General features: G+C 41.1%; 14 protein-coding genes and 2 pseudogenes. 3 read left to right on the top strand and 13 right to left on the bottom strand.

The features are described from left to right. Nucleotides 1–35: 35 nt before the first annotated feature. The 5 genes and pseudogenes from D1970_RS08675 to D1970_RS08655 form a co-directional block, all read right to left on the bottom strand. Nucleotides 36–236 (bottom strand): hypothetical protein, encoded by a 201-nt coding sequence (locus tag D1970_RS08675; RefSeq protein ID WP_119112471.1) that lies wholly within the window; start codon nucleotides 234–236, stop codon nucleotides 36–38. 176 nt (nucleotides 237–412) lie between these two features. Continuing rightward, nucleotides 413–847, bottom strand: coding sequence for a peptidylprolyl isomerase (locus D1970_RS08670; RefSeq protein WP_119112470.1), 435 nt, complete (start codon nucleotides 845–847; stop codon nucleotides 413–415). A 194-nt stretch (nucleotides 848–1041) separates the two neighbouring features. Beyond that, nucleotides 1042–1557 (bottom strand): mismatch-specific DNA-glycosylase, encoded by a 516-nt coding sequence (locus D1970_RS08665; protein WP_119112469.1) that lies wholly within the window; start codon nucleotides 1555–1557, stop codon nucleotides 1042–1044. A gap of 57 nt (nucleotides 1558–1614) precedes the next feature. Then, nucleotides 1615–1948: pseudogene (locus D1970_RS08660) on the bottom strand (formate dehydrogenase accessory sulfurtransferase FdhD); the annotation flags it as partial. Next, nucleotides 1948–2251: pseudogene (locus D1970_RS08655) on the bottom strand (2Fe-2S iron-sulfur cluster-binding protein); the annotation flags it as partial. The pseudogenes D1970_RS08655 and D1970_RS08660, both read right to left, overlap by 1 nt. Nucleotides 2252–2417: 166 nt before the next feature. Here D1970_RS08655 and D1970_RS22270 point away from each other — a divergent pair. After that, the gene (locus tag D1970_RS22270) at nucleotides 2418–2588 is read left to right on the top strand and encodes a hypothetical protein (RefSeq protein WP_181213234.1); all 171 of its coding nucleotides are present in this window, start codon (nucleotides 2418–2420) and stop codon (nucleotides 2586–2588) included. A gap of 30 nt (nucleotides 2589–2618) precedes the next feature. Here D1970_RS22270 and D1970_RS08650 read toward each other — a convergent pair whose 3' ends face one another. From D1970_RS08650 to D1970_RS08635, 4 genes are all read right to left on the bottom strand, one after another. Then, entirely contained in the window at nucleotides 2619–2897 is a 279-nt protein-coding gene (locus tag D1970_RS08650) for a hypothetical protein (RefSeq protein WP_246370039.1), read from the bottom strand. A gap of 119 nt (nucleotides 2898–3016) precedes the next feature. After that, nucleotides 3017–3217, bottom strand: a complete 201-nt coding sequence (locus D1970_RS08645) for a hypothetical protein (RefSeq protein ID WP_119112468.1) — start codon at nucleotides 3215–3217, stop codon at nucleotides 3017–3019. A gap of 175 nt (nucleotides 3218–3392) precedes the next feature. Then, nucleotides 3393–3854, bottom strand: a complete 462-nt coding sequence (locus tag D1970_RS08640; RefSeq protein ID WP_119112467.1) for a ferritin-like domain-containing protein — start codon at nucleotides 3852–3854, stop codon at nucleotides 3393–3395. A 102-nt stretch (nucleotides 3855–3956) separates the two neighbouring features. Continuing rightward, nucleotides 3957–4427, bottom strand: coding sequence for an OsmC family protein (locus tag D1970_RS08635; RefSeq protein ID WP_119112466.1), 471 nt, complete (start codon nucleotides 4425–4427; stop codon nucleotides 3957–3959). A gap of 243 nt (nucleotides 4428–4670) precedes the next feature. Between D1970_RS08635 and D1970_RS08630 the strand changes: the two genes are divergently transcribed. Together D1970_RS08630 and D1970_RS08625 are read left to right on the top strand one after the other, a co-directional pair. Continuing rightward, nucleotides 4671–4922 carry a sigma-G-dependent sporulation-specific acid-soluble spore protein CsgA gene (locus D1970_RS08630; protein WP_119112465.1) on the top strand — a complete coding sequence of 84 codons (252 nt, stop codon included), beginning with the start codon at nucleotides 4671–4673 and terminating at the stop codon, nucleotides 4920–4922. Nucleotides 4923–5078: 156 nt separating this feature from the next. Next, nucleotides 5079–7247 (top strand): MMPL family transporter, encoded by a 2169-nt coding sequence (locus tag D1970_RS08625; protein WP_259339597.1) that lies wholly within the window; start codon nucleotides 5079–5081, stop codon nucleotides 7245–7247. Nucleotides 7248–7294: 47 nt separating this feature from the next. Here the strand turns inward: D1970_RS08625 and D1970_RS08620 are convergent, their stop codons facing one another. The 4 genes from D1970_RS08620 to D1970_RS08605 form a co-directional block, all read right to left on the bottom strand. Then, nucleotides 7295–8161, bottom strand: coding sequence for a YihY/virulence factor BrkB family protein (locus tag D1970_RS08620; RefSeq protein WP_119112463.1), 867 nt, complete (start codon nucleotides 8159–8161; stop codon nucleotides 7295–7297). Between the two features lie 142 nt (nucleotides 8162–8303). Then, nucleotides 8304–9065 (bottom strand): TraR/DksA C4-type zinc finger protein, encoded by a 762-nt coding sequence (locus tag D1970_RS08615; RefSeq protein WP_119112462.1) that lies wholly within the window; start codon nucleotides 9063–9065, stop codon nucleotides 8304–8306. A 149-nt stretch (nucleotides 9066–9214) separates the two neighbouring features. Then, nucleotides 9215–10012, bottom strand: a complete 798-nt coding sequence (locus D1970_RS08610) for a 3D domain-containing protein (RefSeq protein WP_119112461.1) — start codon at nucleotides 10010–10012, stop codon at nucleotides 9215–9217. A 286-nt stretch (nucleotides 10013–10298) separates the two neighbouring features. After that, nucleotides 10299–12443, bottom strand: a complete 2145-nt coding sequence (locus D1970_RS08605; RefSeq protein WP_119112460.1) for a PAS domain-containing protein — start codon at nucleotides 12441–12443, stop codon at nucleotides 10299–10301. Between the last annotated feature and the right edge of the window lie 633 nt (nucleotides 12444–13076).

The following is a 13076-nucleotide window of genomic DNA, read 5'->3' as shown; positions in this document are numbered from 1 at the left end:
AACATCAGCAGGTATCCAAATTGGATGCCTGCTTTTTATCTTTTATAGCCTTTGATCAGCCTAAGCTGCGGAACTCTGCCTTCTTTCCTGAAAATCATGAAAAGAGCAACATTGAACATTAAAAGGAATAGTGATAATATCGTATGCTGGTATTGATGTGAAGCAATGGTCAAGAATACGCTTACAACACAATAACCGGCAATGGTTAAATAAAAATAGGTGAGGAGTTTACCCAAAACCTTTCCCTCCAGTTTTCATTGATTTATCACTATTTTACCAGAAAAAATATTAAAATGTCACAATCCGTTCACAATTAGTTCATATTTTTTTCACAAAGAGATCAGACCCTTATCCGTCATAGGCTCTCAAAGAATCTCTCTAATAAAAAAAAGAGCCCGAAGGCCCTCTTCCATTAGTCTTCCACGACCACTTTTTCCATTACATCGCCATTTTTCATGGCTTTCGCTGTTTCAAGTCCGGAAGTCACTTTTCCAAAAACAGTATGGACACCATTTAAATGGGGCTGTGGCTCATGAACGATAAAGAACTGGCTTCCGCCTGTGTCTTTCCCTGCGTGTGCCATTGAAAGAGATCCAGCTTCATGCTTATGCGGATTTCCTACAGTTTCGCATTTAATGGTGTACCCAGGGCCGCCTGTGCCTGTTCCGTTAGGGCATCCTCCCTGAGATACAAACCCAGGAATAACACGGTGGAACGTAAGGCCGTTATAGAATCCTTCATTAGCTAGCTTTTCAAAATTCGCAACTGTTCCTGGTGCTTCGTTAGGATAAAGTTCAAACTCGATTTTTTCGCCATTGGCCATTAGGAAGTATCCTTTTTTCGCCATATGTATCATCTCCTTTGATTCAAATCAAAGCTATCATAACATTTTTTATAGAAAAATGAAAAGCTAGCGGCATTTTCCAAGCTTATTATCGTCATTTTGTGGTAAAATAGGAATGCCTCTTCCGAACATTCGCTTGTTGCGGGACACTTAACCACTGTACGGACGGAAGAGGCCCTGCTTTTGCAGGTTTTTTTTTACCTCTTTTCCATACGGTGCTTCTCAGCAAGCATCCGATAAATATCCACAATCTCCTTCATGTTCATCCTGACAAGGCCGCTTGAAGACGGAGCAACGAAATCTTTCACTCCAGGTACTGTGCTATTACTCTGGAATCCCCAGTCTACTTTCTTTTTTCCTGTGTACTCCTGATAAACTCCTTTTCCAACAAAACAAACGGTTCCCGGCTGGTAGAACTGGATTTTTCCTCTCAGCACTTCCCTGCCTTCTCTATACTCCTCTTTTGTTATTTCATCTGCTGCCTTTGTTGCCCTTGCTACAATATTAGTCAGGCCATAGCCAAGATCAGGCAGTTTATAATCTTCGGATGACTCATACTTTCTCGGTGTAAGGCCGGACGCATGGAGGATTCTCCAAAATCTGTTGTTTTTATTGGCGTAATGGTGCCCGGTTTCTCCAGACACCATCCCCGGGTTAAACCCGACAAAAAGAATATCCAGCCCTTTTTTCAAATGGTCCGGTATTTCATTCATTTTCTTCACCTGCCTATGGCTGCCACTTTTTCTTTCATCCTAACATGATTTAATTCCTTATTGTTTAATCCACCCGTTGTGTGTATACACATTCATGGAATTCCCTCTGATAAAGCCTATTGCTGTAATGCCCAAGTCATCTGCCAGCTTTAAAGCCAGCTCGGTCGGCGTAGACTTCGACAGAACCACTACGCATCCAATTTTAGCAACTTTCAAACAGTATTTCCGAGGAGAGGCGGCCGTTGAACACAATAACCTTGTCTCTCAGGGAAATATCCTTCTTTAAACAATAACCATATATTTTATCGAGCGCATTATGCCTTCCAATATCGACCCCGGAAAGGACTGTGCCATTTAGGTCACAAAGCGAAGCATTATGCACTCCGCCAGTAGCGTGCAGTATAGCTCGTGATTATATAGTATTTTATCCAACGCCATCGTCTGTGCCTTTTTCACATCCAGTGAGACAGTATCAATTCTGTCGCCATGATGAATCACCGTTGAACAAGACCTTACTAGTTCTCCATTCATTTCAACAATACATGTATCACAAGTCTCAATGGGCCCAAGGCTCGGATGGTAGCAAACGTTCGGAAATTTCTATTGAACTATTTGACAGCAGCTGAAGAGCGGTTTGTCCCTCTACCGCCTCCATCTCTACTCCATTGGTTTTTACGTTGACCTTGCTGGCCATTGGCGACACCCTTTCTTCCAATCATACTAAATGTCTTTTGATATTCTCAGTACCCTTATCACTATATGTAAAACCTTTTCATAATTGTTTTTCCGAATGTGGTTTTGCCCAATTAAAAGAGGATAAGCTATTAGCAAATACTTTACTTTAAAAGGAGAGTGCCGATATGTCATCTTTAAAGCGCGGAACTACGAAAGAATCTTTCACAATCAGTGGCGGGGCAACCGAAACTGCGGAACACAGCATGGTATGCAACGAAGAATTATTCTTTAAAAGTCTCCTAGCTGCTGCAGAAGACTCCGAAAAAGAACAGGAAGAAGAAACAGACAGAAAATAAAAAAATGGATGCCATTTGGCATCCATTCCATTAACGATCGTTTTTAGCATATTCAGTTTCGCGCTCTTCTTCCCGAGCCAAATACCAGTGTTTCACTTGGGTTAAAATTGAAAAGACAAGGAAAAAGTTCATTGACCAAATACTTACGAATGGGCTTATTCCTCCAAAATCAATTGTTTTATATCCCTTTAGCTGCATGACAATATACGATTCGACGAATACAAGGATAAACCCCGCAATGCTTGCGGCAGACATACGAACCAATAACAACACGTCCTTGTCATAACATTTATTAAGCTCATCATACAAGAACGCCGCCTGGAAATCAATTGAAAAGTTCATAAAATAGACAAAATTTCAATGGATTTCCTTTGATTTTAAAACATGTTTCTATAAACGAAGTTGAATATGTGTTAAAATAGAAATTTTCAATAATTATTGCCAACAGATCTCTTTTTTTGCTTTTCCATAATATCATAAGACTTTTCGATAATATCTGTCAGTACATCGCCTTTATAGACTCTTCCAACCTTCGTGTTTTCCTGATAATATCTTACAATTTCGTCCAACTGATCATATGTCTTCGTGGATATTCGCACATTTAACTGTACTTTTGCATTCTCTTCCAAGAAAAAGTTCCTCCCTAATTGCTAGCACCCGCTATAATATTAATATCTACTGCTACCTATCTGATGTCTCCCTAATATTCTATCATAAACGACAGGATTCTGATGTATTTAGAACTTTTGAATCGACAAGGTAAAAATCACCTTCTGCCATAATAAAAAAAGGCCAGTGGCCTTTTCAAAAGACTCTGTATCGTGAAGGCTGGTTTGTCAGGAAATATAGAAACCAGACTGCATGGTTTTGTTCATCAGCAGCTGCCCGCCGGAAAGTTTCCTTTATGATCGGATCGTTGGACCCTTCAGAAATACCCAAGTAAAAGTCAACGGTCTCTTGCTCATCTTGAAAGGCGAACTCCAAACCAGTCCGATATTGATTCGGACAACCCTCAACAATTTTGGGACTATGCTGCTTACCCGTAAGACTTGTATAAATCCTCATAAATTGATGGAAGTGTTTACTTTCGTCCTGGCGGATTTCCTGAATCTGCTTTTTTTCTTTTGCATTCGGTGCCATAAGCGCCAGTCTTTCATAGCATTGAATAGCGCTGTATTCGCCGTTTATTGCTTTCCTGATATTCCTCACAAGCTGTTCATTCTGTCTGTATCCCGAATCATTCTGTACATAGTAGTATGGGTGCATATGATACCTCCTTCTGCCTGCACGATCATTATATGCGCCCTAATTGCCAGAGTGCCTGGATACTGAGCAGTCAGCACGTGGGATCAACTTGATTAAACCAAGTTAAAAGTGATAAGGTTCCCCTAAATCCGCGCTTCTTCTGATATGCCTCTTCACCAGAACATTCATAGAAGATGCGAGTGTATCCCCAACCGGGCAGGTGTTTTCAACCGCTTCAGCAAGCTTTATTACCTGTTCTTCAGCAGAGTCTGTTACGAAATGCATATTGCACCTAATTTCCTGCAAGCCTGGCTTCACATCCGGAACACCTTTAAATCCATCGATATTTAGATCGCCTTCAACATCAACCCACATACTGCGGAGTTCAACACCAAACTTTGGTGCATACATTTTCGCTGTGATAATCTGGCAGGCTCCGAGTGCGTTCAGAAGCATTTCAATCGGATTCATGCCTTCATTGGTACCTCCAAGCTCTTCAGGTTCGTCGAACATTACCCTCAAGCCCCTTGATTTCCCTTCGACTCTTAATCCCTCCATACTTCTTACCGAACCTTTGAAGACTGTTGCACTCATAGCGCTGCCCCCTGTCAGTTTTTATTGATGGGTTACTCATTTACATTATAGTCCCATTTATCAGTAAATTTTTAATTGTCCCAGCCAATTCAAGGAACTTTCAAATCCTTTCTTCAAAGTAGGGAAAACCACCATTTGCAAACACACATATTTTCCGTAAATAAACCCACATTAACAAGGAAAGACTCAATATACTTACCGGGCAGGAAATCTACCCGGGTTGAAAGGAGGCATGTTCAGTAAATGGATAAAACGCTTGCCTATCTTAGGGAAACCATGGCGAATTATACGGAAAAGGACCCGATAGCCGATAGAATTTACAGAAAAATCGAAAGCGAAAAGTATGGATCTGAAGGTGATTTTGTACAAGATCTTACATTTAAAGAAGAACGATATCTAAACAAAGTCCTTGAATGGGAAATCCAGTACGCCAAAAATGAACAGGATGAAATAAGAGCAAAACAGCTGAACGAGGTTTTCGAACTTTTGTTATAAACATGTCAGAAACTGAATCCCCATTACCCTCTGCCTTTTCTTCGAATGTGTATTATAATAGAAATTAATGTCACTGCCCGGCGCTGAGCAAAGCCGGGTATCATTCTTTCTGCCAATGCATTAGATGAAATGAAAGTATATAAAGGAGGGGATTCCGTGTATCGTTTCGGGCAATTCATATACAGAAATAAGCTAAAGATGATTGCTCTTTGGGTTATTGCCATAATAGGTTTATCCTTCTTCGCTTTAAAGCTTCCCGATGTTCTGAGCGGAAATGGGTTTGAGTTCAATGGAGAATACAAAAAGACGCGGTCCATTCTTGAGGAAGACTTCAAACTGCCTAAATCAAACATCATTGTTTTGTTCGAACGCGGCGAAGATGTATCTGATTCTGATTGGACAAGCACTATTGATCGCAATCTGGATCGCGCCGGAAAGCTGGACAATGTAAAAGGGGTCACCTCTCCGCTTGAGCAGCATTCAATGTTAAAAGACAACATCGCTTATGCTGTTCTCAGTTTTGATGAAAAAGCAGAGAATATGGGAGATGCTGTCGGACAGCTGCGATCCGTTTTAAAAGACAAAAATGGCGTATCCGTGTCCATCACCGGTGAACCAGTGATGGTAAAAGATTTAAACGAAGCCAGCCAAAAGGATTTGGCCAAGGCGGAAATGATTGGTCTTCCCATTGCCTTAATTGTACTTATCCTTGCTTTTGGCAGTCTTGTTGCTGCTTCTATTCCTCTTTTAATTGGTCTTGTATCCATTCTGGCGGCCATGGGGATTGTTTACTTTTACAGTTACTCATTTGATCTCACCATATTTATACTCAACATAGTTCCTATGATTGGGCTATCGTTGAGCATTGATTTTGCTCTCTTGCTGATTAATCGTTTTAAAGAAGAAATCCGATTGAAGCCCGTTGAAGAAGCAATAGCATCAACATTGGCAACTGCGGGGAGATCCATTGTCTTTTCTGCGATGTGTGTCTTTATCGGGCTCTTTGGGTTAATGTTCATTCAAATTGATATATTCCAAAACGTTGCCCTTGGAGGCGTAACCGTCGTCCTGCTTGCAGCATTGTCTGCACTTACATTCCTTCCTGCCATTTTGTCATTGCTTGGCAAAAGGATACATTCCTTCACAATTATAAAAGTAAATACGGAAAAATCAGGATTATGGAGTCGTTTTGCTCATTTTGTCATGCGCAGGCCTGCCATTATGGCCATCCTTGCACTCGCTCTTCTCGTATTCGCATTACTTCCAGTCCGAAGCATGGTCCTAACAGTTCCAGGGATTGATGCCTTACCTCCTGCCTATGAAGCCCGGGAGGCATACGACCTTTACGAGAAAACATTTGTTAAGAAAGAAAAAGCTGACGAGAATAAAGTTGTTGCCATTATTGAGACGGATAAACAGGCACTCGAAAAAGAAAGCCTGAAACAATCGGCAGCTGTTCTTGAAAAAATAACCAATGACAGCAAGGTGGATTCCACAGAATCGCTCTTTACTCTGTCCAAGACAAATGATCCAGACAAACTGGTCGCAAGCCTGGCCGCTCCGGAAAGCCCGCTAGCCGACATTGCACCAAAGTTTGCAGCAGACAATAAAATGCTTGTTAACATTTATTTAAAGGATCACCTTTCTCCCAAGGAAAAACAGGAATGGGTTAGGGAGATGGCGGCTAAAGAGAGGAATCCTAAAATCCATTTTGGCGGAACTGCAAAGTTTGAACAGGAAATATTTGATGAAATATATAAAAAAGCCCCTCAAGGGCTCCTGCTCATCCTGGTTTCTACATTCCTCATCCTAATGCTTGCTTTCCGTTCAGTATTAATACCAATCAAGGCAATCATCATGAATGTTCTCAGTCTTAGTGCAACTTTTGGAATCGTTGCCTGGATTTTCCAGGAAGGGCATTTAATATCAGAGCCTGCCAGCATTGCGCTGATCCTCCCGGTTTTTGTCTTTAGCCTTGTATTTGGGCTGTCAATGGACTATGAAGTATTTCTTATTTCAAGAATTCATGAGATTTATGGAGAAACACAGAACAATGACCATGCGACACTGACGGGTTTAATATCAACGAGTAAGATTATCACCTCTGCTGCCGCCATTATGATTGTCATCACCGGTGCATTCGCATTCACTGATGTCATGCCTGTTAAACAAATGGGGGTTGGAATTGCGCTTGCCATTTTTCTTGATGCTACCGTTGTAAGGATGGTGCTTGTGCCATCGTTGATGAAGCTTCTCGGAGACTGGAACTGGTGGTTCTTCGGACTTCAAAAAAAGAATAATAATGCTTCAAACAAAAAAGGATGAACAAACATGTTCATCCTTCCACAGGCTGCCGTTAATCGGCAGCTTTTTTACCCTTGCGAAGAAAGAAGGCGTTTCCGGTCAAACCTCTGTTCTCCTCCATTTTTTTCCGAATGGTAAACAGCATTGATCTCCCCGCCAAGCAGTAAGGCCAGACCTGTCAGGAACAGCCAAAGCATGAGTACAATTACAGCCCCCAGGCTGCCGTACGTTGCCGAATAATTGGTAAAATTGCTGACATAGAAAGAAAAGCCGAGAGAGATCATCTGCCAGATTACAGTGCCAAATATGGCACCCGGTATGGCATGCGAAAAGGGGTACTTTTTATTCGGTGCAAAATAATACAGTACAGAAAGCACAGCCGCAATCACAACCAATGCTACGAGCCAGCGCATAATTTTGAACAGAATGGCAGACTCTGCGGGTATTGGAACTATTTCCCTCACTAAATTAAGAAAGACATTCCCAAATACAGGCAGGATTAGTGCAACAATAAAGGCAGTGATCATGCCAAGCGTCAACCCAATCGAAACCAGTCTCGACTTTATGAAAGACCTTGTCTCCTCGACATCATAGGCGGTATTCATCGCCTTTATAAAAGCATTGATACCGTTAGAAGCAGACCATAACGTCCCTATAATGCCGAAAGTCAGGAGGCCTCCGTTTCGCTCGCTGATAATCTTGATAATGTTATCTTTCAGGAAGCCTGCGGTTTCCGGAGGCAAGACATTGTTTACAAACCGGATTGCTTTTGCTGGTTCAATATTTAAATATGGGACAATTGACACAAGAAGAATCAGCATTGGGAACAGTGCAAGCATATAATAGTATGCCTGTTGGGCTGCAAGTCCCGTTGCCCGATCGCTCTTCAATTCTTTCACAATTCTTTTGATGTAGAGAAACCACCGTTTTTTCATATTTACACCTCGCTATGTCATGCCGTAATGCTAACCTTTTCCCTTCTTGCCTGCTTACTAATCCTGCAAGGGAAACTTTTGATGACAAAAGCAGATTTCAATATGATTTTCTAAATAAATTTTCAGCTAAAAATAATAATTATCACTCTTCTTCACTTTTCTCTGTATATGGTTCATGCTCATATGCCGGCAGATCTCCAAAAGGAGTCATGATTCCTTCTTCATCAAGACTTTCTTCATATCGTTCATGCTGTTTGTTCGGATAGATTGTTACAGGATTCCCATTCATATCTGTAGCTGCAAAATTTTCATATTCCTCAACATAGCCAATATTTTCTTCACTTTCAAGATACATGTCATTATAGTGGTCAGGCGGGTTCATGAAATCAGAGGGGCTTTCTGAAGTGCCCCAGCTTGCAACCTCCTGCCATGAATCCTCAGCATCGTAAGCAACATTCTCATGTTTTTCGTCCATATCAAATTTGCCGAAAGGCGGGATGAGCACCCCTTCTTCTATTGGACGGTTCGTTGATATAGTTGAATCAGGAGTATGATCAATGCAAAAAGTTGTTTCCGGGACTGCTTTAAGCCGTTCAAAGGGAATCTCCCTGCCACAAGTTTCACATTTGCCGTAATTGCCATTATCCATCATCTCAATGGCCTTGTTTATTTTTCCAAGCTGGTATTCCCCGTGGTCATTTAAGGCAATGTCTTTTTCCCTTTCATATAAGTCTGTACCTTCGTCCCCTGGGTGGTTATCGTAGCTTGAAAGCTCCCCCATGGATTCGTGATAATGCCCTCTTTCTAGGTCAAAATGATCATTCATTTTAAAGTGTTCTTCCAATTCACTTTTTGCTTTTATAAGCTGTTTATTCAGTTCGGACTTTTGGCTGTTTGTAAGCATGACAGTGCTCCTTTCGCATTTAAGCTGTTTCCTTTAGTATGAAACAAACTTACAGCTTTCATGAGCTATTCCGGCCGCTTGTATTCATATTGCGAAAACGGGCAACATAAAAAGCTGCCATCCAAAACGGACGACAGCTTTTATAAAATTTATTCAATTACAGTTACTTTAACTTGCTTTCTTCCCCATGCAATTGCATCATCATTACTTGGGAAGAACACATCTATTTTATTACCTTTTATAGCGCCGCCCGTATCGGATGCGGTTGCGTAGCCATAGCCCTCAACATAAACCTTCGATCCTAGGGGAATTACTGAAGGATCGACCGCGATGACTTTTGACCCAGGATTTGCTTTAAGATCTAATCCTGTCGCTGTTGTACCGGAACATCCTTCACAGTTGGCTGTATAGGCTGTAGAAGAAACTGTGATGACGTTTGTATTTGCAGCTTTTACTTCTTCCTTCACAGGCTGCTGTGCCGGTTCTGCCTGAACTGGTGCTGCAGCTGCATGCTCAGGTGCTGGTGCTGGTGCTGGTGCTGCATTATTTTGTGGCGCCGGTGCATCGGCTGTAGTTTCAGTTGCTGGTGGTGTGTCAGTGTAAATAACCAGTTTTTCTCCTGGATGAATCAGATCAGACGATAATTTGTTCCATTTCATAACGTCTTCTACCTGAACCCCATAGATTTTGGCAATATTCCAGAGAGTGTCACCTTTGTTTACGATGACAGTTTTAACAGGTGATATTTCCAAGCGGTCATTTGGACGAATCACATCACTTGATAAATTGTTCGATTTTTTTAGTGAGTCTACTTCTACGCCGTACTTCTGCGAAAGGTTCCACAGTGTGTCACCTTTATGTACGACGATTTCTTCTGCCTGCACATAGGCACCGGCAGCTCCGGAAATTGCCGCTGCAGCAACCAATGATAATACTGTCTTTTTCATTTGTTTGCCTCCCATCGGCTTTTTGTCTCACGTGAACTATCGTAACATAGAAATCGCCTATAAAAAGAACAAGGAGATAACTGTTCGATTACGAGAATAACAGAATGATAACATCAGCATGTCAAATTATCAGAAAACTTAGGCCTGACAAAACTGAAAAAAAACCAGGTATCCGTTAGGGACACCTGGTTTTTTTACTAAGTTGTTATATCGGTTGCTCTGAAATGAAAATGACACATTTGATTTCTATAATCCATATAAATGGGAATTTAGTATCTATCTGGAATTAAGCAATCTTAGCGGGAAGGTAAATTTTAAAGGTTGTCCCTTTGTCCTGCTCGCTCTCTATATAGACTTTTCCGTTATGGCTTTCGATAATTTTGAAACTAACCATCAGGCCGAGACCGTTGCCATTCTTTTTCGTTGTATAAAATGGTTCCCCGATTTTCTTTAAAGTATCCGGAGGAATGCCAACACCGGTATCCTGTATGGAAATAACAATGTTGTTTTCAACTACCTTTGCCCGAACATAGAGATCACCGCCGTTCGGCATTGCTTCTATCCCGTTTTTTATGAAATTTAAAAATACTTGCTTTAGCCTGTTCTCATCGCATTCAATTTGGACTATATCCTGATTGGTGTCAATTTGGAGTTTAACATTCCTCTTCCTCGCTTCGAACTCTAATAAAGAAACGACATTACGAATGATCGGGATAATATTTTTCTCCTCTAATTCGACTGCTTTCGGCTTTGCGAGGAGCATAAACTCTTCGACGATATTATTAACCCGGTCAATTTCATCAAGAATAATGTCGATAAACTCGCGGCGCTGCGGATCCTCCTCATCGAGCTGAAGGAATTCCGCATACCCTTTCATGGAAGTAAGCGGGTTACGAATTTCATGGGCAACACCTGCTGCAAGCTGTCCTACTGCAGCCAATTTATCCTGGCGGTGAAGCAGCTCTTCCGACTTCTTCCGCTCCGTAATATCATTCCGGATTGCCAGATACTGATAAGGTTTTCCCTCTTCATTCAAGAATGGTACGATCGTTGTGTCTACCCAATAGTAGCTTCCATCTTTCGCCTTGTTTCTGATTTCACCTTTCCATACACTCCCTGAACGAATTGTTTTCCAAAAATGTTCGAAGAATTCTTTCGAATGAAAACGGGAGTTCAGCAATCCGTGAGTTTGTCCAATGAGTTCATCTCTGGAATACTTGGATATTTCACAGAATTTATTATTGACGCTCTTTATAATTCCTTTTTCATCCGTTATGGCTACAATGGAAGATTCATCAAGGGCAAATTTATAGTCGGAAACTTCCTTCAATGATTCCTTAAGATTTGCTTCGGCCAGTTTTCTGTTAGTGATATCCGACCTGATCGAAACATATTGATATGGTTTTCCTTTGCTGTTAAGAAATGGCACGATCGTAGTGTCAACCCAGTAAAGGCTGCCGTCTTTCGCTTTGTTCTGAATCTCACTTTTCCAAACTTCTCCAGATCCAATTGTACGCCACATGTTCCTGAAAAATTCCTTGGAATGGCTGCCCGAATTCAGAATGGAATGATTATGGCCAATCAATTCTTCTTCTGAGTACTTGGAAATATCAATAAACTTGTCATTTACATAAGTGATTTTCCCTCTAGGATCGGTAATTGCAACAATTGAAGAGACATTCAGTGCATCAGTGATATCCTTCAGATTGCTGTCACTTACAGCCAGCCTTTTGCTAATCAACGCACTCGATCCAATCAGTCCGGCGAGAATAATGATAGAAACAGCAAGAATCATATAAATGACAAATGATTCTGGGAAGCTAATCTGCTCAGCGGAATGCGTTGCCGCGGTTAACGAGACTGCCTTTGTTAGCAGCACGTGCCCCTGGACAATCGCTCCTGTTACAGCCAGTGCGCTTAGTGGTTTAAGCCATGTATGGTTTTCCCGTGAGTAAAGTTTTGAGAAAAAGAGCAGCCAGAAAGCGAAAAAGAAAGAGACATAAACAATGATAAGGGCAATGGCCATTATTGAAGGCCGGTATCTGAAAGAGAGGTCCATGGAGAACATGCCAATAATATGAACGGAAAGGACTGCAAGCGTCATGAACAAACTTCCTATAGTAAGGTTCATTGACCCCAGTATTTTTCCTGTCAGCGTGTAGAAAGCCATACCTGTAAATGTAATCCCTAGAATGATCGATAGTATTGTTACCGGGATTTGGTAAGAAACGGATTCCCCCAGGGTTACCGCTAGCATCCCAAAGAAATTCATCACCCATATTCCGATGCCTAAGGAAAAAGTCCCACCAAGGAAAAGGAGCCGTTTATTCCGGTCTGATGACTTAATCAATGAAAACAAGTCGAGCGCTGTATATGAAGACATCATTGTCAGTAAAACTGCAACGAGGAGTAAAACAGGGTTAAAAGACATTTTATATTTTCATCTCCCATCCTTATTCCCCTAATTTAATCGTCAATATGATTGTAATTGAAGCACAGTGAGAATGAAAGAAAAAAATATCTACTTTGTAATATTATTGTCACTTTTTAGCCTTGACAATTGATATATTTGTCAATTTTTGTATAAATCGATACATTTTACACTAGATATAAAAAAAACTCCCAAATATGGGAGTCATCACACCAACATCTTAGGAGACCCAACCATGGCACCAGCTTTTGGTTACTTGCGCCATCATGCTTAATTCATTAGGAAAAATTAAGCTATTGGCGGATTCAGCCGATGTGTGCTGTTCCGCAGGGAAAGTCTTTTTATTCGCTTATTAACTTTGAATAAAAATCTCCTATTCAAATCTACTTTGCGGTTTAATCACCGCGAGACTCATTAACCTCACTCTTCATCAATGCAAGCAAACATGCTTTCATCTGTAATCTGGTAATCGAACTTCGATACTGCCTAGTTAAGACACATATTGCAATACCGATTTCAATATTAAATAGTTTTGAATTTCCTCTAACATTCTGACCAGCTATGTCCCAACTAATCCGCAAGCAATTGGTTTTTTCATCTGGACGAGAATCATGAACAGATGCTGTTTCAACT

Source organism: Mesobacillus zeae (genome assembly GCF_003570705.1).
Taxonomy (GTDB): domain Bacteria; phylum Bacillota; class Bacilli; order Bacillales; family Cytobacillaceae; genus Mesobacillus_C; species Mesobacillus_C zeae.
Note: the sequence above shows the minus strand (reverse complement) of the source record. Positions and strands in the feature narration are given on the sequence as shown.

Bases quoted from the DNA above. Each gene is read 5' to 3' on its own strand.
- D1970_RS08670 (WP_119112470.1), bottom strand. From the start codon at position 847: ATGGCGAAAAAAGGATACTTCCTAATGGCCAATGGCGAAAAAATCGAG.
- D1970_RS08665 (WP_119112469.1), bottom strand. From the start codon at position 1,557: ATGAATGAAATACCGGACCATTTGAAAAAAGGGCTGGATATTCTTTTT.
- D1970_RS22270 (WP_181213234.1), top strand. From the start codon at position 2,418: ATGTCATCTTTAAAGCGCGGAACTACGAAAGAATCTTTCACAATCAGT.
- D1970_RS08640 (WP_119112467.1), bottom strand. From the start codon at position 3,854: ATGCACCCATACTACTATGTACAGAATGATTCGGGATACAGACAGAAT.
- D1970_RS08635 (WP_119112466.1), bottom strand. From the start codon at position 4,427: ATGAGTGCAACAGTCTTCAAAGGTTCGGTAAGAAGTATGGAGGGATTA.
- D1970_RS08630 (WP_119112465.1), top strand. From the start codon at position 4,671: ATGGATAAAACGCTTGCCTATCTTAGGGAAACCATGGCGAATTATACG.
- D1970_RS08620 (WP_119112463.1), bottom strand. From the start codon at position 8,161: ATGAAAAAACGGTGGTTTCTCTACATCAAAAGAATTGTGAAAGAATTG.
- D1970_RS08615 (WP_119112462.1), bottom strand. From the start codon at position 9,065: ATGCTTACAAACAGCCAAAAGTCCGAACTGAATAAACAGCTTATAAAA.
- D1970_RS08610 (WP_119112461.1), bottom strand. From the start codon at position 10,012: ATGAAAAAGACAGTATTATCATTGGTTGCTGCAGCGGCAATTTCCGGA.
- D1970_RS08605 (WP_119112460.1), bottom strand. From the start codon at position 12,443: ATGTCTTTTAACCCTGTTTTACTCCTCGTTGCAGTTTTACTGACAATG.